Origin of the sequence: Pseudomonas sp. S3(2024), from assembly GCF_036861315.1 — a bacterium.
Taxonomy (GTDB): Bacteria; Pseudomonadota; Gammaproteobacteria; order Pseudomonadales; family Pseudomonadaceae; genus Aquipseudomonas; species Aquipseudomonas putida_A.
Genome location: NZ_JAZAQQ010000003.1, coordinates 442,304 through 462,386, shown reverse-complemented (window position 1 = coordinate 462,386; position 20,083 = coordinate 442,304). Strand labels below are relative to the sequence as shown.

At 61.6% G+C, this 20,083-nt stretch carries 20 protein-coding genes; 15 read left to right on the top strand and 5 right to left on the bottom strand.

The window, feature by feature from the left end; all coding sequences use genetic code 11:
• Positions 1-142 precede the first annotated feature (142 nt).
• From VLA07_RS11300 to VLA07_RS11280, 5 genes are all read left to right on the top strand, one after another.
• A complete protein-coding gene (locus VLA07_RS11300; RefSeq protein WP_333989251.1) occupies positions 143-1,498 on the top strand; it encodes a M16 family metallopeptidase in 1,356 nt (451 codons plus the stop codon).
• A complete protein-coding gene (locus VLA07_RS11295; RefSeq protein ID WP_097088958.1) occupies positions 1,491-2,978 on the top strand; it encodes a M16 family metallopeptidase in 1,488 nt (495 codons plus the stop codon). Before VLA07_RS11300 ends, VLA07_RS11295 begins: the two co-directional genes overlap by 8 nt.
• On the top strand, positions 2,978-3,583 hold the full coding sequence (rsmD, locus tag VLA07_RS11290) for a 16S rRNA (guanine(966)-N(2))-methyltransferase RsmD (protein ID WP_097088957.1): 606 nt from the start codon (positions 2,978-2,980) through the stop codon (positions 3,581-3,583). The genes VLA07_RS11295 and rsmD overlap by 1 nt, the downstream gene beginning before the upstream one ends.
• A 112-nt stretch (positions 3,584-3,695) precedes the next feature.
• Positions 3,696-4,694: a hydrolase gene (locus tag VLA07_RS11285; RefSeq protein ID WP_333989250.1), complete on the top strand. Its 999-nt coding sequence runs from the start codon at positions 3,696-3,698 to the stop codon at positions 4,692-4,694.
• A complete protein-coding gene (locus tag VLA07_RS11280) occupies positions 4,691-5,530 on the top strand; it encodes an AraC family transcriptional regulator (RefSeq protein ID WP_098966090.1) in 840 nt (279 codons plus the stop codon). The genes VLA07_RS11285 and VLA07_RS11280 overlap by 4 nt, the downstream gene beginning before the upstream one ends.
• Before the next feature lie 110 nt (positions 5,531-5,640).
• On the opposite strand, the gene VLA07_RS11275 is transcribed toward VLA07_RS11280, so the two are convergent.
• Positions 5,641-6,495, bottom strand: a complete 855-nt coding sequence (locus tag VLA07_RS11275) for a sulfurtransferase (protein ID WP_247267285.1) — start codon at positions 6,493-6,495, stop codon at positions 5,641-5,643.
• Between the two features lie 31 nt (positions 6,496-6,526).
• Positions 6,527-7,198: a TetR/AcrR family transcriptional regulator gene (locus VLA07_RS11270; protein WP_027610562.1), complete on the bottom strand. Its 672-nt coding sequence runs from the start codon at positions 7,196-7,198 to the stop codon at positions 6,527-6,529.
• A gap of 145 nt (positions 7,199-7,343) precedes the next feature.
• On the opposite strand from VLA07_RS11270, the gene VLA07_RS11265 reads away from it, so the two are divergent.
• From VLA07_RS11265 to VLA07_RS11245, 5 genes are all read left to right on the top strand, one after another.
• Entirely contained in the window at positions 7,344-8,774 is a 1,431-nt protein-coding gene (locus VLA07_RS11265) for a coniferyl aldehyde dehydrogenase (protein ID WP_247267284.1), read from the top strand.
• 28 nt (positions 8,775-8,802) lie between these two features.
• Entirely contained in the window at positions 8,803-9,348 is a 546-nt protein-coding gene (locus VLA07_RS11260; RefSeq protein ID WP_333989249.1) for a twin-arginine translocation pathway signal protein, read from the top strand.
• Between the two features lie 119 nt (positions 9,349-9,467).
• Positions 9,468-11,063 carry a GMC family oxidoreductase gene (locus tag VLA07_RS11255; protein ID WP_333989248.1) on the top strand — a complete coding sequence of 532 codons (1,596 nt, stop codon included), beginning with the start codon at positions 9,468-9,470 and terminating at the stop codon, positions 11,061-11,063.
• A gap of 115 nt (positions 11,064-11,178) precedes the next feature.
• The gene (coaD, locus tag VLA07_RS11250) at positions 11,179-11,658 is read left to right on the top strand and encodes a pantetheine-phosphate adenylyltransferase (protein ID WP_003229157.1); all 480 of its coding nucleotides are present in this window, start codon (positions 11,179-11,181) and stop codon (positions 11,656-11,658) included.
• Positions 11,659-11,760: 102 nt separating this feature from the next.
• Complete coding sequence (locus tag VLA07_RS11245) at positions 11,761-12,012, top strand: YfhL family 4Fe-4S dicluster ferredoxin (protein ID WP_003195146.1); 252 nt, start codon at positions 11,761-11,763, stop codon at positions 12,010-12,012.
• Positions 12,013-12,144: 132 nt separating this feature from the next.
• Here VLA07_RS11245 and VLA07_RS11240 read toward each other — a convergent pair whose 3' ends face one another.
• The 3 genes from VLA07_RS11240 to VLA07_RS11230 all read right to left on the bottom strand — a co-directional run bounded on the left by VLA07_RS11240 (position 12,145) and on the right by VLA07_RS11230 (position 14,175).
• The gene (locus VLA07_RS11240) at positions 12,145-12,468 is read right to left on the bottom strand and encodes a multidrug transporter (protein ID WP_115985931.1); all 324 of its coding nucleotides are present in this window, start codon (positions 12,466-12,468) and stop codon (positions 12,145-12,147) included.
• 69 nt (positions 12,469-12,537) lie between these two features.
• Complete coding sequence (mutM, locus tag VLA07_RS11235; protein WP_003229159.1) at positions 12,538-13,350, bottom strand: bifunctional DNA-formamidopyrimidine glycosylase/DNA-(apurinic or apyrimidinic site) lyase; 813 nt, start codon at positions 13,348-13,350, stop codon at positions 12,538-12,540.
• A gap of 12 nt (positions 13,351-13,362) precedes the next feature.
• Positions 13,363-14,175, bottom strand: a complete 813-nt coding sequence (locus VLA07_RS11230) for an HDOD domain-containing protein (RefSeq protein WP_247267362.1) — start codon at positions 14,173-14,175, stop codon at positions 13,363-13,365.
• Positions 14,176-14,403: 228 nt separating this feature from the next.
• On the opposite strand from VLA07_RS11230, the gene VLA07_RS11225 reads away from it, so the two are divergent.
• The 5 genes from VLA07_RS11225 (at position 14,404) to VLA07_RS11205 (ending at position 20,058) form a co-directional block, all read left to right on the top strand.
• On the top strand, positions 14,404-14,943 hold the full coding sequence (locus tag VLA07_RS11225) for a type 1 glutamine amidotransferase domain-containing protein (RefSeq protein ID WP_027610555.1): 540 nt from the start codon (positions 14,404-14,406) through the stop codon (positions 14,941-14,943).
• Positions 14,944-15,150: 207 nt separating this feature from the next.
• Entirely contained in the window at positions 15,151-16,347 is a 1,197-nt protein-coding gene (locus VLA07_RS11220) for a class I SAM-dependent rRNA methyltransferase (protein ID WP_333989247.1), read from the top strand.
• Between the two features lie 438 nt (positions 16,348-16,785).
• Positions 16,786-17,859, top strand: a complete 1,074-nt coding sequence (locus VLA07_RS11215) for a SagB family peptide dehydrogenase (RefSeq protein WP_333989246.1) — start codon at positions 16,786-16,788, stop codon at positions 17,857-17,859.
• Positions 17,856-18,833, top strand: coding sequence for a diiron oxygenase (locus VLA07_RS11210; protein WP_103368026.1), 978 nt, complete (start codon positions 17,856-17,858; stop codon positions 18,831-18,833). Before VLA07_RS11215 ends, VLA07_RS11210 begins: the two co-directional genes overlap by 4 nt.
• Positions 18,826-20,058 (top strand): MFS transporter, encoded by a 1,233-nt coding sequence (locus tag VLA07_RS11205; protein ID WP_333989245.1) that lies wholly within the window; start codon positions 18,826-18,828, stop codon positions 20,056-20,058. The genes VLA07_RS11210 and VLA07_RS11205 overlap by 8 nt, the downstream gene beginning before the upstream one ends.
• The last annotated feature ends 25 nt before the right edge of the window (positions 20,059-20,083 follow it).

The window sequence follows — 20,083 nt, the reverse complement described above, 5'->3', positions numbered from 1 at the left end:
GCTTTCTGCCGCCAACCTATACAACCGCATCAGGCCTGAAAACCTGATAGGCGTGGTCGCCGGTAAAACGGATCAGTATCCTAGCACCCTCTCGCCCGCCGACGCTAAGACCAAGCGGGCAGCCCAACAGGTTAAAAAACGAATGAATGCTCTAGCCCGCCGCGCTGCAGGCCTGCTGCTCAGCACAGTCTGCCTGCCCTTTTCGGCCTTGGCGGCCGATCCGCAACCGACCCACGAATTCACCCTCGACAACGGCCTGAAGGTCGTCGTGCGCGAAGACCATCGCGCGCCGGTGGTGGTGTCGCAGGTCTGGTACAAGGTCGGTTCCAGCTACGAAACTCCGGGCCAGACCGGCCTGTCCCACGCGCTTGAGCACATGATGTTCAAGGGCAGCGAGAAAGTCGGTCCCGGCGAAGCCTCGCTGATCCTGCGCGACCTGGGCGCCGAAGAAAACGCCTTCACCAGCGACGATTTCACCGCTTATTACCAAGTGATGGCCCGCGACCGTCTGGGCGTAGCGTTCGAACTGGAAGCCGACCGCATGGCCAATCTGCGCCTGCCGGCTGACGAGTTCGCCAAGGAAATCGAAGTCATCAAGGAAGAGCGTCGCCTGCGCACTGACGATAAGCCGATGTCCAAGGCTTACGAGCGTTACAAGGCGATGGCTTACCCGGCCAGCGGCTACCACACACCGACCATCGGCTGGATGGCCGACCTGGACCGGATGAAGGTCGAAGAGCTGCGCCACTGGTATCAGTCCTGGTATGTGCCAAACAACGCCACGCTGGTAGTGGTCGGCGACGTCACCCCCGATGAAGTGAAGACCCTCGCCCAACGCTACTTCGGGCCGATTGCCAAGCGCGACGTGCCACCGGCGAAGAAACCGCTGGAACTGGCCGAGCCGGGTGAGCGCCAGATCACCCTGCATGTGCAGACCCAACTTCCCAGCCTGATGCTCGGCTTCAACGTGCCAAGCATTGCCACTGCTGAAGACAAGCGCTCGGTCAACGCCCTGCGCCTGATCTCGGCGCTGCTCGACGGCGGTTACAGCGGGCGCATCCCGACGCAACTGGAGCGCGGTGAAGAGTTGGTCTCGGGCGGTTCGTCGAGCTACGACGCCTACACCCGTGGCGACAGCCTGTTCACCCTGTCGGCGACGCCGAACACCCAGAAGAACAAGACCATGGCGCAAGCTGAAGCCGGTCTGTGGAAACTGCTGGAACAGCTGAAAACCACCGCACCGTCCGCCGAAGAACTCGAGCGCGTGCGGGCACAAGTGATTGCCGGTCTGGTGTTCGAACGTGATTCGATCACCAGTCAGGCCACCGCCATCGGCCAACTGGAAACGGTCGGGCTGTCGTGGAAGTTGATGGACACCGAACTCGCCGACCTGGAAAGCGTGACCCCGCAAGACATCCAGAACGCCGCCAAGCTGTATTTCACCCGCGAACGTCTCAGCGTCGCCCACGTCCTGCCACTGGAGACGACTCATGAGTGAGCGCAAATCCCCACGCCTGTTGCTTGGTCTGATCGCTGTGGCGGTCATCGGCTCCGCCGCGTTCTATCTGATGCCCGGTGTCAAAACCGACGCCAGCGAAGCACTGGACAACGCCAAGACCAGCCAGAAGCTGCAATCGCTGGCCGAACTCGACGGCAAGGCCCCTGCCAGCCGCAAGCTCGACGTGCAGACCTGGAACACCGCCGAAGGCGCCAAGGTGCTGTTCGTCGAAGCCCATGAGCTGCCGATGTTCGACATGCGCCTGATCTTCGCCGCCGGCAGCAGTCAGGACGGCAACGCGCCGGGCCTGGCGATCCTGACCAACGCCATGCTCAACGAAGGCGTGGCCGGCAAGGACGTTGGCGCCATCGCCCAAGGCTTCGAAGGCCTCGGTGCGGATTTCGGCAACGGCGCCTACAAGGACATGGCGCTGGCTTCGCTGCGCAGTTTGAGCGCCGCCGACCAGCGCGAGCCGGCGTTGAAGCTGTTCTCCGAAGTGGTGGGCAAACCGACCTTTCCGGCCGACTCCTTTGCGCGCATCAAGAACCAGATGCTCGCCGGTTTCGAATACCAGAAACAGAACCCCGGCAAACTCGCCAGCCTCGAGCTGATGAAGCGTTTGTACGGCGATCACCCATACGCGCACTCCAGTGACGGCAATGCGCAGAGCGTGCCGAAGATCACTCTGGCGCAACTGCGTGAATTCCACGCCAAGGCCTACGCGGCCGGCAACGTGGTGATCGCGCTGGTCGGTGACTTGTCTCGCGCCGAGGCCGAGGCGATTGCCAATCAGGTCTCCGGCGCCCTGCCCAAAGGCCCGGCGCTGGCGAAAATCGCCCAGCCGCAGGAACCGAAGGCCAGCGTCAATCACATCGAGTTCCCGTCGAAGCAGACCAACCTGTTGCTCGCGCAGCTGGGCATCGACCGTGACGACCCGGATTACGCGGCGCTGTCGATGGGTAACCAGATCCTCGGTGGCGGCGGTTTCGGTACGCGCCTGATGAGCGAAGTGCGCGAGAAGCGTGGCCTGACCTACGGCGTGTACTCGGGTTTCAGCCCGATGCAGGCTCGCGGCCCGTTCATGATCAACCTGCAAACCCGCGCGGAAATGAGCGAAGGCACCCTGAAACTGGTGCAGGACGTGCTCGCCGATTATCTGAAGACCGGCCCGACCCAGAAAGAACTCGACGACGCCAAGCGCGAGCTGGCCGGCAGCTTCCCGCTGTCCACCGCAAGCAACGCCGATATCGTCGGCCAACTGGGCGCCATGGGCTTCTATAATCTGCCGTTGAGCTATCTGGATGACTTCATGCGTCAGTCCCAGAGCCTGACGGTCGAGCAGGTCAAAGACGCGATGAACAAACACCTGAGCACGGACAAACTGGTCATCGTCAGCGCTGGCCCGACCGTGCCGCAAAAGCCGTTACCGGCCCCATCTGATAAACCTGCCGAGCAACCGCTCGGGGTTCCGGAGCATTAATGGCTACTCGTCCTAAAAAACCTGCGCAGAACGTTCACAACGGTGTGAACCAGCTGCGCATCATCGGCGGCGAATGGCGCAGCCGCAAACTGAGCTTCCCCGATGCGCCGGGCCTGCGCCCGACGCCGGATCGCGTGCGCGAAACCCTGTTCAACTGGCTCGCGCCGTATGTGGCCGGGGCCAAGGTGCTGGACCCGTTCGCCGGCAGCGGCGCGCTGTTTCTCGAGGCTCTGTCCCGTGGCGCGGCCATGGGCCAGGCGCTGGATGCCAGCCACGTAGCGGTATCGAGCCTGAAGGAACACCTCGGCACCCTGCGCTGCACCAACGGCCAGGTGCAGACCGCCGACGCGCTGCGTTATTTGGAAACCCAGGTCGCCACGCCGTTTGATCTGGTGTTCCTCGATCCGCCGTTCAACCAGAACCTGCTTCCGGCCGTCTGCACCCTGCTGGAAGAGCGCCAATGGCTGGCGCCGGATTCGTGGATCTACACTGAAAGCGAGACCGCGCCTTCGACGCTGGGCCTGCCGGGCAACTGGCGCCTGCACCGCGAGCAGAAATCCGGGCGGGTGTACTACGCGTTGTGGCAACGTATGGCAGCTAACTGAACATATTGAACAACCTGTGGCGAGGGAGCTTGCTCCCGCTGGACTGCGCAGCAGTCCCAAAAAAGGGCCGCTTCGCGCCCCAGCGGGAGCAAGCTCCCTCGCCACAAAAGGTGTGTGCCCTCTGGAAACTGAACGCTTCACCCCCGCCTTCGGCCTCGGCAATCCGCACCTGCAAACCTTGTGGGGGCCGCTCTGGCGCAAAACCGTCCACCTTGATCGCGAGCGTGAACGCTTGTGGCTGGACGACGGGGATTTCCTCGATCTCGACTGGCATGGCCCGCACAGCGCCGAGGCGCCGCTGGTGCTGGTGCTGCACGGGCTGACCGGCTCTTCAAATTCACCCTACGTCGCCGGGATTCAGGCGGCAATCGCCACGCAAGGCTGGGCCAGCGTCGCGCTGAACTGGCGCGGTTGCTCCGGCGAACCCAACCTGCTGCCGCGCAGTTACCACTCCGGCGCCAGCGAAGACCTCGCCGAAGCCATCAGACACCTGCGCGCCAAGCGCCCGCTGGCGCCGCTGTATGCGGTCGGTTATTCCCTCGGCGGCAATGTGTTGCTCAAGCATCTGGGCGAGACCGGCAGCGACAGCGGCGTGCACGGTGCAGTGGCGGTGTCGGTGCCGTTTCGGCTCGATCAATGCGCCGATCGGATCGGTCAGGGGTTCTCCAAGGTCTATCAGGCGCACTTCATGCGCGAGATGGTCGCCTACATCAGAAACAAGCAACGTCAGTTCCAGCATGACGGACGCGAGGATGGCCTGGCGGCTCTGGCGGCGCTCGGTTCGCTGGAGAACATGCGCACCTTCTGGGACTTCGATGGCCGGATCACTGCGCCGTTGCATGGTTTTACCGATGCCGAGGATTACTATCGACAGGCATCGAGTCGCTACTTTCTCGGTGAAATCCGCACCCCGACTCTGATCATTCAGGCGGCTGACGATCCGTTCGTGTTTCCCCACAGCCTGCCGACGGCCGAAGAGCTGTCCGCCAGCACCCGGTTCGAGCTGCAGGCCAAGGGTGGGCATGTCGGCTTTGTCGATGGCACGTTGCGCCAGCCCGGTTACTACCTGGAACGGCGCATCCCGCAATGGCTGGCCCGTGTGACGTCATGAGCGATCAGGGCGAGTCGATCCGATTCTGGCAAACCGCACCGCTGGCCGGGGTCGAGTTGCTGTCGGCGCGCTACATCGAGCATCGCTTCGCCCCGCACGTCCACGACGGTTATGTGATCGGCATGATCATGGCCGGTGCCCAGCGTTATCGCTATCGCGGTGCCGAACACCTTGCGGGCAGCGGCACCCTGGTGCTGATCAACCCGGACGAATTGCACACCGGCCACAAGGGCACCGAGGACGGTTGGCTGTACCGGGCGTTTTATCCCGATACCGGACAGATCGTTTCCCTTCTCGAAGAACTGGAACTGCCCACCGCGCCGATGCCGGCCTTCGGCGCGACGCTGTACCGCGACCCGGATCTGGTCAACGGTTTCTGTCAGTTGCATCGCTTGCTGGAAAGCCCGGCCACCGCGCTGCAACAGCAGACGATGTGGCGCGAAATGATGATGCTGCTGTTGCAACGGCATGCGGCGGTGCAGATCAACGGCAAACCGGGCAAGGAGCATCGCGCGGTGGTGATGGCCAAGGAGCTGCTGCATGCGCAACTGGCTGCGCCGCCGTCGCTGGAAGAATTGGCGGCCGCGGTGAACCTGTCGCCCTTCCACTTCGCCCGGGTGTTCCGCCGCGCCACCGGCATGCCGCCACACACCTGGCTGATGCAGCAGCGCATCGCCACGGCCCGGGGTTTATTGCAGCACGGTTGCCTACCGGTGGAAGTCGCCATGCAACTGGGCTTTGCCGATCAGAGTCATCTGAGCCGGCAGTTCAAGCAGGTGTATGGCGTGGGGCCGGCGGCGTATCGCAGTGCCCGACAATCTATCGGCGACGATTAACCCCTGTGGGAGCGGGCTTGCTCGCGAAAGCGATGTTTCAGCAGACATCATGGTTGACTGACAAACCGCTTTCGCGAGCAACCCGCTCCCACATTGGGGGTATGGTGACTTTATTCGCCCGTGGCGATGCCTCGGGAAGGCTCGTTGATCCACTCACTCCACGACCCGGCATACAGCGAACCCAGCGGATACCCCGCCAGGCACAACGCGAACAGGTTGTGGCACGCCGTCACCCCGGAGCCGCAGTAAGCGACCAGCTCCGAAGGCGAACGCTCGCCGAGTTTCGCAGCAAAGCGTTGCTTGAGCTGCTCTGCTGGCAGGAAGCGTCCGTCGCTGCCGAGGTTTTCGGTAAACGCTGCGCATTGCGCGCCGGGAATGTGCCCGGCAATCGGATCGATCGGCTCCACCTCACCCTTGAAGCGCGGCAAGGCCCGGGCGTCGAGCAACGTCAGCGTCGGCTGACCGAGGCGCTTCTGCAATTGTTCGGCGCTCAGCAGCAGTTTCATGTCCGGCTGACCACTGAAATTGCCCCGGCTGACCGACGGCGCGTCCAGACTCAGCGGCAGACCCGCCGCGTGCCAGGCCTTCAGCCCGCCGTCGAGAATGAACACGCCGTCGCGCTTGCCCAGCCACGCCAGCAACCACCAGGCCCGAGCCGCATAGGCACCGGGGCCGTCGTCGTAGAGAACCACATCGCTGTCGGCATTGATGCCCCAGGCTTGCAGACGTTCGATCAATGCTGCCGGCTCGGGCAACGGGTGACGCCCGGTCACGCCTTTGATCACCTTGCCACTGAGATCGCGCTCAAGGTCGGCGAAGCTGGCACCGGCGATGTGCCCTTCGGCATAGCTGCGCTGCCCGTAGTCCGGGTCTTCGAGGGCAAAACGACAATCGAGAATCACCAGCCCCGCCTGCTCCTTGCGGGCATCCAGTGCATTCGGGCTGAGCAGTTGCGCAATCGGCATAACGGACTCCTGTGAGCGACTTCGAAATGGTTTACCGCCCTTCCTCGAGGGCCTGGGCCAGCGGCACGTAGAACTCGTCGAACAAGGCATTCACTTCTTCGCGGGCCTGATCGGTGACGAATCCGGCCTCCAGCACCAGCACCTGATACACGCCACGCTTGATGGCCTGTTCGCTGAGGTGGTTGGAGTTTTCCCGGGTGGTGCACAGAAAACGCACCCACGAGGTGAGGATGATCCAGGCATTGATCGTCAGGGATTCGATCTGCACCCGATCCATCTTGAGGATGCCAGCGGCGACGAAGCCTTCGTAGATCGCCATGCCCTGGATCACGCAGCGCTGGGAAAAACGCCGGTAGCGCGCGGCCAGGTCCGGGTCGCTGTCGAGCAGGTGCTCAAGATCGCGATGCAGAAAGCGGTAGCCCCACATCGCCGACAGCAGCTCCTTGAGGTAATAGCGCTTGTCTTCGACGGTGGCGGCACGCCCCTGCGGCGGGCGCAGAAAGCTGTCCACAAGCGTCTCGTACTCACTGAACAGCACGGCGATGATCGCCTGCTTGTTGGGGAAGTGGTAGTACAGGTTGCCCGGAGAAATCTCCATGTGCGCGGCAATGTGATTGGTGCTGATGCTGCGCTCGCCCTGCTGATTGAACAGTTCGAGGCTGTTCTGCACGATGCGCTCGCTGGTTTTTATTCGTGGGGCCATGGCTTGAGCTTTAATTCAGAGTGCGGTGAGGGGCATCTTACGACCTAACCGGAACTTGATAAAACAAAGCTGTGTCGGGAAGTCATTTGACTTTCTAGAGCATAGACTCTAGAACGTCATCACTACAATAAATCCGGAGCCGACGATGACTGCCGACATTGCTTATCTGCAAACGCTGCAACAGCCCCTGGAAGAGCTGGATCGGCTGTTCGCGGCACAGCGCGCCGCCTATGCCGCCAACCCGATGCCACCGGCAGATCAGCGCCAGCAATGGCTCAAGGCGTTGCGCGACTTGCTCAGTAATGAGCGGCAGGCGCTGGTCGAGGCCATCAGCGCGGATTTCAGTCATCGCAGCGCCGATGAAACCCTGCTCGCCGAACTGATGCCCAGTCTGCACGGGATCCATTACGCCAGCCGTCACCTCAAGGGCTGGATGAAGTCGTCGCGACGCAAAGTCGGCATGGCCTTTCAGCCAGCGTCGGCGAAAGTCGTGTACCAGCCGCTTGGCGTGGTCGGCATCATCGTCCCGTGGAACTACCCGTTGTATCTGGCCATCGGCCCACTGGTCGGCGCGCTGGCAGCGGGCAACCGAGTGATGCTCAAGCTCAGCGAATCGACCCCGGCCACCGGCCAGTTGCTCAAGACCCTGCTGGGACGGATTTTCCCCGAAGATCTGGTCTGCGTGGTGCTGGGCGAGGCCGACATCGGCGTGGCGTTTTCCCGTCTGCGCTTTGATCACCTGCTGTTCACCGGCGCCACCAGCATCGGCAAACACGTGATGCGCGCCGCAGCGGAAAACCTGACCCCGGTGACCCTCGAACTGGGCGGCAAATCCCCGGCCATCGTCTCTCGCGACGTGCCGCTCAAGGACGCCGCCGAACGCATCGCCTTCGGTAAAACCCTGAATGCCGGGCAGACCTGCGTCGCCCCCGATTACGTGCTGGTGCCGCAAGACCGCGTCGGCGCGTTCGTCGAAGCCTATCGCCAGGTGGTGAACAATTTCTATCCAACCCTCGCCGACAACCCGGACTACACCGCGATCATCAACGAGCGCCAACTGGCCCGGCTCAACGGTTATGTCAGCGACGCCACGAGCAAGGGCGCGCTGCTGATCCCGCTGTTCGAACAGGGCCAGGGCCGGCGCATGCCGCACAGCCTGCTGCTCAACGTCACTGACGAGATGACCGTGATGCAGGACGAAATCTTCGGCCCGCTGCTGCCGATCGTGCCGTATCAGGATCTCGATCAGGCGTTTGCCTACATCAATCAGCGCCCGCGTCCTCTGGCGCTTTACTACTTCGGCTACGACAAGCGCGAACAGAACCGCGTGCTGCACGAGACCCACTCCGGCGGCGTGTGCCTGAACGACACCCTGCTGCACGTGGCGCAGGACGACATGCCGTTCGGCGGCATCGGCCCGTCGGGCATGGGCCACTATCACGGCCACGAAGGTTTCCTGACTTTCAGCAAAGCCAAGGGCGTGCTGATCAAACAGCGCTTCAACGCCGCGAAGTTGATCTATCCGCCCTACGGCAAATCAATTCAGAAACTGATCCAGAAGCTGTTCATCCGCTAATCGTCGTCACCGCCGGGTAATAACAACAATGCACCCAAGCCTGACCGAAACACCTGCCCTGTCGCGCCGTGGCCTGCTGAAGTTCAGCCTTGGCGCCACAGCGTTTCTCGCCACCGCCGGCCTCGGCGCCAGCCTCAGTGGTTGTTCATCAAGTGTCGCGGCCAATGGCTTCGTCACTTTGCGCGACGGCGACCTGCTGTTTCTGCGCGCACTGATTCCGGTGATGCTCGAAGGCGCCGTGGCCGCCGAAAAAATGCCCGGCGCCGTCGATGGCACCCTCAAATCGCTGGACTACAGCCTCGATCACCTGTCGCCGGAGATGCTCAAACTCACCCGGCAGCTGTTCGACGTGCTCGGCATGGCCGTCACCCGCGGCCCGCTCACCGGGATCTGGGGCAGTTGGGAAAACGCCAGCCCCGAGGCAATGCGCCACTTCCTCGAGCGCTGGCAGAACAGCTCATTGAGCCTGCTGCGCATGGGCCACAGCTCATTGCAGCAGATGGTGATGATGGCCTGGTACACCCGCGCCGAGTCCTGGGGCCATTGCGGCTACCCCGGCCCGCCTACTGTTTGAAACCGAGTCGCGCCCTTCGCGAGCAGGCTCGCTCCCACAGGGGGCTGCGGTGCAAATGTGGGAGCGAGCCTGCTCGCGAAGGGACCCGCAAGAACAACAAGAACAAGAGAACCTGATCAATGCCCGTACCCGACCCGTTCCGCGAAGGCCTCGCCCGTGGCTGGAAAACCTACAACGGCGCACAGCTGACCGCCGACCTGACGCTGCAAGCCGATGTGGCGATCATCGGCAGCGGTGCCGGTGGCGGCACCACGGCAGAAATCCTCAGCGCCGCCGGTTACAAAGTGCTGCTGATCGAAGAAGGCCCGCTCAAGACCAGTTCCGACTTCAAAATGCTCGAAGACCAGGCCTACAGCAGCCTCTATCAGGAAGGCATCGGCCGCATGAGCAAGGACGGCGCGATCACCATCCTCCAGGGCCGTGCGGTGGGCGGCACCACGCTGATCAACTGGACCTCGAGTTTCCGCACGCCCGAGCCGACCCTCGAGCACTGGGCCAAGGAGCACAACGTCAAAGGCCACAGCCCGGCCGAGATGGCGCCGTGGTTCGAAAAAATGGAACAGCGCCTCGGCGTCGCGCCGTGGATGGTCCCGCCCAATGCCAACAACGACGTGATCCGCAAGGGCTGCGAGCAACTCGGCTACAGCTGGCACGTGATCCCGCGTAACGTGCGCGGCTGCTGGAACCTCGGCTATTGCGGCATGGGCTGCCCGACCAATGCCAAGCAGTCGATGATGGTCACGACCATCCCGGCGACGCTGGAAAAGGGCGGCGAGCTGCTGTACCTGGCCCGTGCGGAAAAGCTGTTGATCAGCGGCGACAAGATCACCGGCCTGCAATGCGTAGCGATGGACGAGCGCTGCGTCGCGCCGACCGGCCACACCATCACGGTCAAGGCCCGGCATTACGTGCTGGCCGGCGGTGGCATCAACAGCCCGGCACTGCTGCTGCGCTCGGATGCACCGGATCCGCATCAGCGCCTCGGCAAACGCACGTTCCTGCATCTGGTGAACATGTCCGCCGGGCGTTTCGACGAGGTGATCAACCCGTTCTACGGCGCGCCGCAGTCGATCTACTCGGATCATTTCCAGTGGAAGGACGGCACCAGTGGGCCGATGGGCTACAAACTCGAAGTGCCACCGCTGCAACCGGCACTGGCCGCGACCTTGCTCGGCGGTTTCGGCCAGCAGAATGCCGAACACATGGCCGACCTGCCGCACACCCACGCGATGCTCGCGTTGCTGCGCGACGGTTTCCACCCGGACAGCCCCGGCGGCAGTGTCGAACTGCGCGGTGATGGCTCGCCGGTGCTCGACTATCAAGTCTCGCCTTATGCCTGGGAGGGCCTGCGCCGCGCCTTTCACAGCATGGCCGAGATCCAGTTTGCCGGCGGCGCCAAAGCCGTGATGCCGATGCACGCCGATGCGCGCTACGTGAAAACCCTGGCCGAAGCCCGCACGCTGATCAACGGTCTGAGCCTTGAGCTGTATCGCACGCGCCTGGGCAGTGCCCACGTGATGGGCGGTTGTGCGATGGGCGAAGAGCCGAAAAACGCAGTCACCGACAGCCTTGGCCGGCATCATCAACTGAGCAATCTGTCGATTCACGACGGCTCGCTGTTCCCCACCAGCATTGGCGCCAACCCGCAATTGTCGGTGTATGGCCTGACCGCGCAGCTGGCGACAGCCCTCGCCAATCGGCTGAGAAATCCGTGAAAAAACCGGTTTATCGCGTCGTCTATAGTGCTTTCTTACCCAACAGGCGACTTGGCCGACCGGGACGGCTGCGATACCATCCGACTCCCCAACGGACTCCCGCCAGGACGACGCGATGAACCGAGTGTTGTACCCAGGTACCTTCGACCCTATTACCAAGGGCCATGGCGATCTGGTCGAACGCGCCTCGCGCCTGTTCGATCACGTGATCATTGCGGTCGCCGCCAGCCCGAAGAAAAACCCGCTGTTCCCGCTGGAACAACGGGTTGAACTGGCTCGCGAGGTGACCAAACACCTGCCGAACGTGGAAGTGGTCGGCTTCTCGACGCTGCTGGCGCATTTCGCCAAGGAGCAGAACGCCAATGTGTTCCTGCGTGGCTTGCGTGCGGTGTCGGACTTCGAATACGAATTCCAGCTGGCCAACATGAACCGCCAGTTGGCCCCGGACGTCGAGAGCCTATTTCTCACCCCGTCCGAGCGTTATTCGTTCATTTCCTCGACGCTGGTGCGGGAAATTGCCGCGCTGGGCGGCGATATCAGCAAGTTCGTGCACCCCGCCGTGGCTGACGCGCTGACCCTGCGCTTCAAGAAGTAACGACCGTTCAAACGGCGCCCGCGTGCACTGCGGGCGCCAATGCGGCACAATTGCGCGCATTGATTTATAGCGCCCGGGCCTGCCGCCCCGGCTGGAGTTAGCATGTCCCTGATCATCACCGACGATTGCATCAACTGCGACGTCTGCGAACCCGAGTGCCCGAACGCCGCCATTTCTCAAGGCGAAGAGATCTATGTGATCGACCCGAACCTGTGCACCCAGTGCGTCGGCCACTACGACGAGCCGCAGTGCCAACAGGTCTGCCCGGTGGATTGCATTCCACTGGACGAGGCGCATCCTGAGACTGAAGAACAGTTGATGGAAAAGTACCGCAAGATTACCGGCAAGGCCTGATCTGAACGTTTTGTAACGCTCTTCCGGGCCTCTTCGCGAGCAAGCCCGCTCCCACAGTTGGAATGCATTTCACTGTGGGAGCGGGCTTGCTCGCCAAAGGACCATCAGCAACACCGCAGAATCCGGATCAGCTCACTCGCGCTGCTCAAACCCCTCCCCTGTACACCCCAAACAGCGCACAAACGCCGCTTTCGCCGGATCCACCACCAGCGCCTGCCCCGCATCACCTACCCCGCCACCCAGCGCGGTAAACGGCAATGACACCACAAACACCCCCGCACCCAGCACCGTCGCCACCACCAGCAAAGGTCGAGCAATCAGCAAATCACCAATCATGGCGTAGGCGGGAGGGTTCTGGATGGTGTAGCGCGGATCACCGCTGCCATGCTCCGCGGCCTGAACGGCCAGGCTGGAACACAGCAACAGTGCTGCAAACAGGACTTGCAAGGACTTCATGGCACGATCCTTCGGGCTGAACAGTGAGACCACTCACTATAGACCGTAGGACTTTTTCAGATTTTTGCCTCAGGTCTGGCAGCGCGGACAGAACACACTGGCCCGTTGCCCCAGCTTCACTTCCCGCAGGCCAGTACCGCAGACCTTGCAGTGCTCACCACCGCGACCATAGACAAACAGTTCCTGCTGGAAGTAGCCGGGCTGCCCGTCACCGCCGATGAAATCCCGCAACGTGGTGCCGCCGCGCTCGATGGCTGCGGCGAGGATGCGTTTGATCTCGATCGCCAGCTTCAGATATCGCGCGCGGGAGATGCTCTTGGCTTCGCGGCGCGGATCGATCCCGGCGGCGAACAGCGCTTCGGTCGCGTAAATATTGCCGACGCCTACCACCACCGCGTTGTCCATGATGAACGGCTTGACCGCCATCGAACGCCCACGCGACAGCTGGAACAGGCGCTCGCCGTCGAACAGATCGGTCAACGGCTCCGGCCCGAGGCGAATCAGCAGTTCGTGATTGAGCGGATCGGTACTCCACAGCATCGCACCGAAGCGGCGCGGATCTGTGTAGCGCAACGCCAGACCGGATTCCAGTTCGATATCGACGTGCTCATGCTTGAGCGCCGGCAACCCGACTTCCACCAGCCGCAAGTTGCCCGACATGCCCAAGTGACTGATCAACGTGCCGACTTCGGCATTGATCAACAGATACTTGGCCCGCCGCTCGACCAGCACGATGCGCTGCCCGGAAAGACGCACATCGAGGTCTTCGGGGATCGGCCAGCGCAGCCGACGATCCCGCACGATCACCCGGCTGACGCGCTGGCCTTCCAGGTGCGGAGCAATGCCCCGGCGGGTGGTTTCGACTTCCGGCAATTCAGGCATGGCGTTCTCGAATCAATGCGCGCCGAGGTCGCGGATCGTCTGTTTGAGGGTTTCGAAATCGTAGTCCGACAGGCCCACGTAATCGAGAATCAGCGGGCCAATGCTGTTCCACTCGTGGTCTTCGGTCTGGTTGCCCAGCACCCGATAAGACGCACAGATGTGCTCGGCCATCTTCAGGATCGCCAGCAGATTCTTCATCTGGCTGTTGCGCGAGGATTCGTCGCTGAAGATCGCCAGCGCATTGTGGTGATTGGCGATCGCCGTGCTGACGTGTTCAGGCAGGCGCCACGACTTGGCGGTGTAGTAGCCGACCACGGCATGGTTGGTGTTGAACTCGCTGTTTTCGGTGTCCACCACCCGGCACTCGGCACTGGCGTTGGCGTAAGCCGTTTCCAGCACCGACATGTAGTTGGGGAAGCGTTGCAGCATCAAAGGCACGCCGCAGTCGTGGAACAGGCCCAGGGCATAGGCCTCATCGCCGGCCTGAGTGCCGATGCGCTTGGCCAGGGTCAGGCACGTCATCGCCACGTCCTGGGCGGTGTCCCAGAAACGGTTGAGGGTGACGATGGTGTCGTCGTTCATCTCGCCCTTGATCGACTGCGCGTTGATCAGGTTGATGATCGAGCGGCTGCCCAACAGGTTCACCGCACGCTGGATCGAAGTGATCTTGTTGCTCAGGCCGTAATACGGCGAGTTGACGATTTTCAGCAGAGAACCGGACAGGCCGGGATCCTGGGCGATCAGCTTGGCGATCACCTCCAGGTCCGGGTCGGGCATGTACTGCTCCATCTGCAGATCCACCATGATCTGCGGCTGCGCGGGCACGCTGATGCCTTGCAGGGATTGTTGAATCTGTTCGGTGGTCAGCTCTTGGGACATAAGTACACACTCTGGGACAGGCGGCGATTCTAACCTCTAAAAACCGCAGGACGACACACCAGTGGGCAATTGTCAGGAACTTTCATTCACGCTCAGGCTTCGGACTTTGTAAGGCCGACCGGACAATCAAGCACCGGCTCGGCGGTAATTTCCCGCAGACTCAGGAGCTTATCGATGGCTACTTCCCTCACTGGCAAACGCGTCGCCATTTTAGTAACAGACGGTTTCGAACAGGTCGAACTGACCGGGCCCAAGCAAGCACTGGAGCAGGCCGGCGCCCAGGTCGACATCCTTTCGGCCGAGGCCGGCAAGGTCAAAGGCTGGAACCACGACAAACCGGCGGATGACTTCAAGGTCGATCAGACCTTTCAAGGCGCCAGCAGCGAGCAGTACGACGCGATCGTCCTGCCGGGTGGCGTGCAGAACTCCGACACCATTCGCATCGATCAGGATGCCCAGCATCTGGTCAAGACCGGCGCCTCCGCCGGCAAACCGATTGCAGTGATCTGCCATGGCGGCTGGCTGCTGATTTCCGCCGGGCTGGTCAATGGCAAGACCATGACCAGTTTCAAGACACTCAAGGATGACCTGGTGAATGCCGGGGCCAACTGGGTCGACAAGGAAGTGGTCAAGGACGGTCATCTGATCAGCAGCCGTCAGCCGGACGATATTCCGGCGTTCAACAAAGAACTGATCGACGCGCTGTCGGCCTGACGCGCCTCTGTGGCGAGGGAGCTCGCTCCCGCTCGGCTGCGCAGCAGTCGCAAGCCCTGCCAACCGGTTCTTCCTGATGAATCGAGTGGCATGAATTGGGGCCGCTGCGCAGCCCGGCGGGAGCAAGCTCCCTCGCCACATGTCCAGCGCTGAACCTGCACACGCATCAACACGGTATACTCCCGCTCTTTTTTCCGGAGCGACGTCATGTCCCTGCCTAGCCTGCGCCTCAAAGCCAACGCCGACCGTCGCCTGCGCAACGGCCACTTGTGGGTCTACAGCAACGAAATCGATGTGTCCGCCACGCCACTGCACGGCTTCAAGGCCGGCGATCAGGCGATCCTCGAAGCCGCGGGCGGCAAGCCGCTGGGCATCGTCGCGATGAGCCCGAACAACCTGATCTGCGCGCGCCTGCTGTCGCGTGACATCAAACTGGCGCTGGACAAGTCGCTGCTGGTGCACCGCCTGAACGTGGCCCTGTCGCTGCGCGAGCGTCTGTTCGACAAGCCATTCTACCGCCTGGTCTATGGCGACTCCGACCTGCTGCCGGGTCTGGTGGTCGACCGTTTCGGCGACATCCTCGTGGTGCAGATCGCCTCGGCGACCATGGAAGCGCATAAAGATGACGTGATCGCTGCACTGACCCAAGTGCTCAAGCCAAGCGGCATTCTGTTCAAGAACGATTCTGCCGCCCGTGATGCCGAAGGCCTCAACCGTTACGTCGAAACCGTGTTCGGCCTGGTGCCGGAATGGGTCGCACTGGAAGAGAACGGCGTGAAGTTCGAAGCGCCGGTCATTGGTGGCCAGAAAACCGGCTGGTTCTACGACCACCGCATGAATCGCGCCCGCCTCGCCCCCTACGCCAAAGGCAAACGCGTCCTCGACCTCTATAGCTACATCGGTGGCTGGGGCGTGCAGGCTGCAGCGTTCGGTGCCAGCGAAGTGTTCTGCGTCGACGCGTCGGGCTTCGCCCTCGACGGCGTCGAGCGTAACGCCGCGCTGAACGGCTTCGCCGACAAGATGACTTGCATCGAAGGCGACGTCTTCGAAGCGTTGAAGGAACTCAAGGCGAGTGAAGAACGTTTCGACGTGATCGTTGCCGACCCGCCAGCGTTCATCAAGCGCAAGAAAGACATGAAGAACGGTGAAGGCGCCTACCGTCGTCTGAACGAGCAAGCCATGCGCCTGCTGACCAAGGACGGCATTCTGGTCAGCGCTTCGTGCTCCATGCACCTGCCAGAGGACGATTTGCAAAACATCCTGCTGACCAGCGCCCGTCACCTGGACCGCAACATCCAGATGCTCGAGCGCGGCGGTCAGGGCCCGGACCACCCGGTACACCCGGCCATCGCCGAGACTCGCTACATCAAGAGCATCACCTGCCGCCTGCTGCCTAACAGCTGATCGGCCCATGAAACGGGGAGCCTGCGGGCTTCCCGTTGGCTTTACGGCGATGCAATGTCGTCGAATTTCTTCCTCTTTCCTACAACTAACTTCCTACATGCATGCAGGACATTTCCCTGCGCATTACATTTCAACATCTAATACTTACAAGTTTGCCCTTGCAGCACGCCCACTCCGACAAAATTAATAGAAATTTCCTACCCAAGTATCGCTTGCCAATAATTCATTACAACCTATTATTAAGTTGTCACCACGACGGTGACATTCACTCTCAATGAACAAGGAGTTCATACTTATGAAAGCAATTACTCTGGAAACCAACCAAATCGCAAACCTGGCCTTCCTGGTTGCACCTAAAGCCCGCTAAGTGAGCCAGAACGCTGGGGAGTGCCGGCACCCCAGCGTTCTTCCGACCCGTTCCAGAGCGATGAACACAACATGCATATCAATCCCTATTTATTCATATTGCCGCGCACGCCCGGACAAATAGTCTGGAACTATAAAGACCACACCCAACATGAACTTGACCTGACTTACTCTTGTCGACTTGCACAACTTATCAATAACCCGGAACAGTTCGACAGACGCAACATAATAGACTCACAACTTCTGAACGCGGGCATATTAACCGTTGCAAAAATAGACAGTCCGCCATGGGGCTGGGATGAATTGTCGAAGATTTATCATATTGGCACCCAGAACATTCCCTGCGAACAGACACCCCAGAATATTCACGAGTGGTCCAGGCAATACCTGAACCATTGCAGCGCCGTGCTGACCACACCGGCACCCGCGCAAGATCGCCCGATCCATCAAGACAAACCTCTGATCACCCTGCCCGCCTCTGCGGCCCTGACCGTTGCCAGCTTGGGCAATGTCCTGCGCCTGAGAAAAACCTGCCGCTCTTTCACTGGCGCAGCGATCACCCTCAATGACGTCGGTACACTGCTGTACCTCTCGCTGGGCTTTCTTCGCCATCGCGACAATGACCGCGACGAGAGCATCGCCGAAGGCCTCGGTGCCCGGCGCAGCAGCCCGTCGGGTGGAGGATTGAATGCCTGTGAAGGGTTTCTTCTGGCACGCAATATCGAGGGCCTGGAACCAGGTGTCTACGCCTATCACCCGGCAGAACACGCACTCAGCCGGGTCAATCCTTTGCCCGCCCCCGCGCTGGGTCATTTGCTGGCGGGTCAGCACTTCATCAATAACCTGCCGCTGGGTCTGTTTATCACCGCTCGTTTCGACAAGCTCTGGTGGAAGTATGAACACTCACGCGCCTATCGCATGGCGTTTGTCGAGGCGGGTCATCTGTCGCAAACCTTTCAACTGGTGGCCACAGCGCTGGGCCTGGGAACGTGGCTGACCGGGGCATTTGCCGACCGCCAGGTCGAAGCCCTGCTCAAACTCGAAGGCAGCGCTGAACAACCGTTGTTCTTTGTCGGCTGCGGCGCCAGCGACGGTCAGGCGATGTGTCAGGAAATGCGCGACCTGTTGCAGGATACGCGCAAATGAGCACATCAACCGTGGATCAGCCCGAAGCGCCAGAGTCCTGGGCACTTCGATTCACCCTCGGCGACTGGAACAACCACGCTTCGGTACGCACCAGCCGGCACGACTACCAGTTGCCGGCAGACCTGCAGTTGCAACTGCAAACCCGCTTCTGGTTTCCGCCGGCATTCCTGCCGTATCTGTCCCACCCGGCGATCGAAGCCGCAGGCGGCAAGGTCATGCATCGGCTGGCTGCCAACCACCTGGTGCACTTTCTCGACTACACCACGCTGCTGGAACACCGCATCGTCAACCGCGCCGTGGAAACCATTGTCCACGGTGAGTTGCCCGCGCACATTCCGTCAAGGATGAAAACCGCCGCGCTGCAGCTCTATACCGACGAGGGTTATCACGCATTGTTCTCCCATCATCTGGCCGAACAGATCGCCGAACTGCATGGTTTCACCGGTCGTCCACAGATGCCGCTGCGCATCACCCGCCTGACCGGTCAGATCGCCCGAACGCCGGAGAGCAAACGCCCGCTGGCATGGTTTCTGCTCGGCTTCGTCTCCGAAACCATCATTGCCCGGGAGTTGCTGGATGTGTGTCGGGAAACGCTGGTCAGCAGCGTGAACGACATGCTGCGCGACCACCTCGCGGATGAAGCGCGCCACAGCCGTTTTTTTTCCGAGGTCTTTCACTACCTCTGGTTGACCCTGAACAGCCGCCAGCGCGCCTTTGCGGCCAGAACCTTGCTGGAGACCCTGGCGACCTTCTTCGAAGTCGACGAGCAATGGCTGCACCAAAGCCTGCGCCGCGCCGGCATTGGCGAAGGTGCAATCAAGGAAATCCTCGACAGCCTGACCAACGAACAGGCCAGCCGCCAGCGTGCCCGATCCGGAGCGACGGCTACGCTTGCTGCACTCGAAAAAGCCGGATTCTTCGCGCTACCCAACAACCGCAAACTTTTCGCCAAGGCAGGACTGATCGATGCTTGAAGGAAGAACGGTGGTAACGACCCGACAACGACGCGGGGCGATCAGCCTGCTTTTGGCCATGGTGCTGCTGGGGGTGTTTCCGCTGGACGTCCTGCTGCCGTCGTTCCCGGCGCTGGCCGAACACTTCGCCAGCACTCCGACCGACATCGCCCTGTCGATCAGCCTGTTCGCGGTGGGCATCGCCTTTGCCCAACTGCTGATCGGGCCGTTGTCCGACGTCATCGGGCGCAAGGGCTTGCTGCTCGCCGGCATGGCTGTCTCAATCCTCGGCGCTATCGGCTGCGTAATGACCAGCGACTACACATTGTTCATGACTTTTCGCATCGTGCAGGCCATCGGTTGTGGCTGTTTCGTCCTGTCACAGGCGCTGGTGCAGGATCTGTTCGAGGGCGCAGAGCGCGATCGCCTGCGGATCCTGATGGTGACCGCCACCGGGATCTTCATCTCCATATCACCGCTGGCCGGAACCTTTCTGCAGGCGACCCTGGGCTGGCGTGGCAGCTTCTGGCTGTTCATCGCACTGGCAGCAGTGGTGCTGCTCAAGGCCTGGCTGTTTCTGGACGGCGGTCGGCCAGTCGCCAAAGGCACACCGCTCAACTTCCTCAGCGCCTATCGACGGGTGCTGGGGGATTTCGAGTTCGTCGGCTACTGGCTGATTTCGGCTTTCGCGTTCGCCTGCCACTTCTCGTTCATCGTCATTTCGCCGTTGATCTTCATGGATCAGTTGCAGCTGTCAGCCTACGACTTCTCGCTGATCCTGCTGATCTACGGTGCGGCCTATGTGACCGGCGGGATTGCCGCCACGCTGTTGAGCCGGCGCATCAGCTCTGCGCAACAGATCGTGGCCGGGTTGAGCCTGATTCTGCTGGCAGGGCTGGTGATGCTATTACTGTCGCAGTACTTCGCACTCTCGCCCGTCACGGTATTGATCCCGATGCTGATCTGCACCGCCGGCACCACCATTGCACGCCCGGCCGCCACCTCACGCGCCATGGGCCTGTTCCCGGAGAACGCCGGTACTTCGGCCTCGGCCGGTAGCACGATCATCTTCATTTGCGGCGGGTTGATCAGTGCGCTGATCAGCCTGAGTCCAGGCAACCTGCAGGCCACCCTCGGCTACTGTTTTGTCCTGCTCAGTTGCATCGCGCTGGCGCTGAACAAGCGGATCAGCCATCGCGCCAGCATTATCGAGAACGGCGCGGTCACGCCCTTCGGCAGCGATTGAGCCTGCCGGTCGTCATGCCATACGC

Excerpts from the sequence above, each read along its gene's own strand:
- VLA07_RS11300 (WP_333989251.1), top strand. The coding sequence starts at position 143 with ATGAATGCTCTAGCCCGCCGCGCTGCAGGCCTGCTGCTCAGCACAGTC.
- VLA07_RS11295 (WP_097088958.1), top strand. The coding sequence starts at position 1,491 with ATGAGTGAGCGCAAATCCCCACGCCTGTTGCTTGGTCTGATCGCTGTG.
- rsmD (WP_097088957.1), top strand. The coding sequence starts at position 2,978 with ATGGCTACTCGTCCTAAAAAACCTGCGCAGAACGTTCACAACGGTGTG.
- VLA07_RS11280 (WP_098966090.1), top strand. The coding sequence starts at position 4,691 with ATGAGCGATCAGGGCGAGTCGATCCGATTCTGGCAAACCGCACCGCTG.
- VLA07_RS11275 (WP_247267285.1), bottom strand. The coding sequence starts at position 6,495 with ATGCCGATTGCGCAACTGCTCAGCCCGAATGCACTGGATGCCCGCAAG.
- VLA07_RS11270 (WP_027610562.1), bottom strand. The coding sequence starts at position 7,198 with ATGGCCCCACGAATAAAAACCAGCGAGCGCATCGTGCAGAACAGCCTC.
- VLA07_RS11265 (WP_247267284.1), top strand. The coding sequence starts at position 7,344 with ATGACTGCCGACATTGCTTATCTGCAAACGCTGCAACAGCCCCTGGAA.
- VLA07_RS11260 (WP_333989249.1), top strand. The coding sequence starts at position 8,803 with ATGCACCCAAGCCTGACCGAAACACCTGCCCTGTCGCGCCGTGGCCTG.
- VLA07_RS11255 (WP_333989248.1), top strand. The coding sequence starts at position 9,468 with ATGCCCGTACCCGACCCGTTCCGCGAAGGCCTCGCCCGTGGCTGGAAA.
- coaD (WP_003229157.1), top strand. The coding sequence starts at position 11,179 with ATGAACCGAGTGTTGTACCCAGGTACCTTCGACCCTATTACCAAGGGC.
- VLA07_RS11245 (WP_003195146.1), top strand. The coding sequence starts at position 11,761 with ATGTCCCTGATCATCACCGACGATTGCATCAACTGCGACGTCTGCGAA.
- VLA07_RS11240 (WP_115985931.1), bottom strand. The coding sequence starts at position 12,468 with ATGAAGTCCTTGCAAGTCCTGTTTGCAGCACTGTTGCTGTGTTCCAGC.
- mutM (WP_003229159.1), bottom strand. The coding sequence starts at position 13,350 with ATGCCTGAATTGCCGGAAGTCGAAACCACCCGCCGGGGCATTGCTCCG.
- VLA07_RS11225 (WP_027610555.1), top strand. The coding sequence starts at position 14,404 with ATGGCTACTTCCCTCACTGGCAAACGCGTCGCCATTTTAGTAACAGAC.
- VLA07_RS11220 (WP_333989247.1), top strand. The coding sequence starts at position 15,151 with ATGTCCCTGCCTAGCCTGCGCCTCAAAGCCAACGCCGACCGTCGCCTG.
- VLA07_RS11215 (WP_333989246.1), top strand. The coding sequence starts at position 16,786 with ATGCATATCAATCCCTATTTATTCATATTGCCGCGCACGCCCGGACAA.
- VLA07_RS11210 (WP_103368026.1), top strand. The coding sequence starts at position 17,856 with ATGAGCACATCAACCGTGGATCAGCCCGAAGCGCCAGAGTCCTGGGCA.
- VLA07_RS11205 (WP_333989245.1), top strand. The coding sequence starts at position 18,826 with ATGCTTGAAGGAAGAACGGTGGTAACGACCCGACAACGACGCGGGGCG.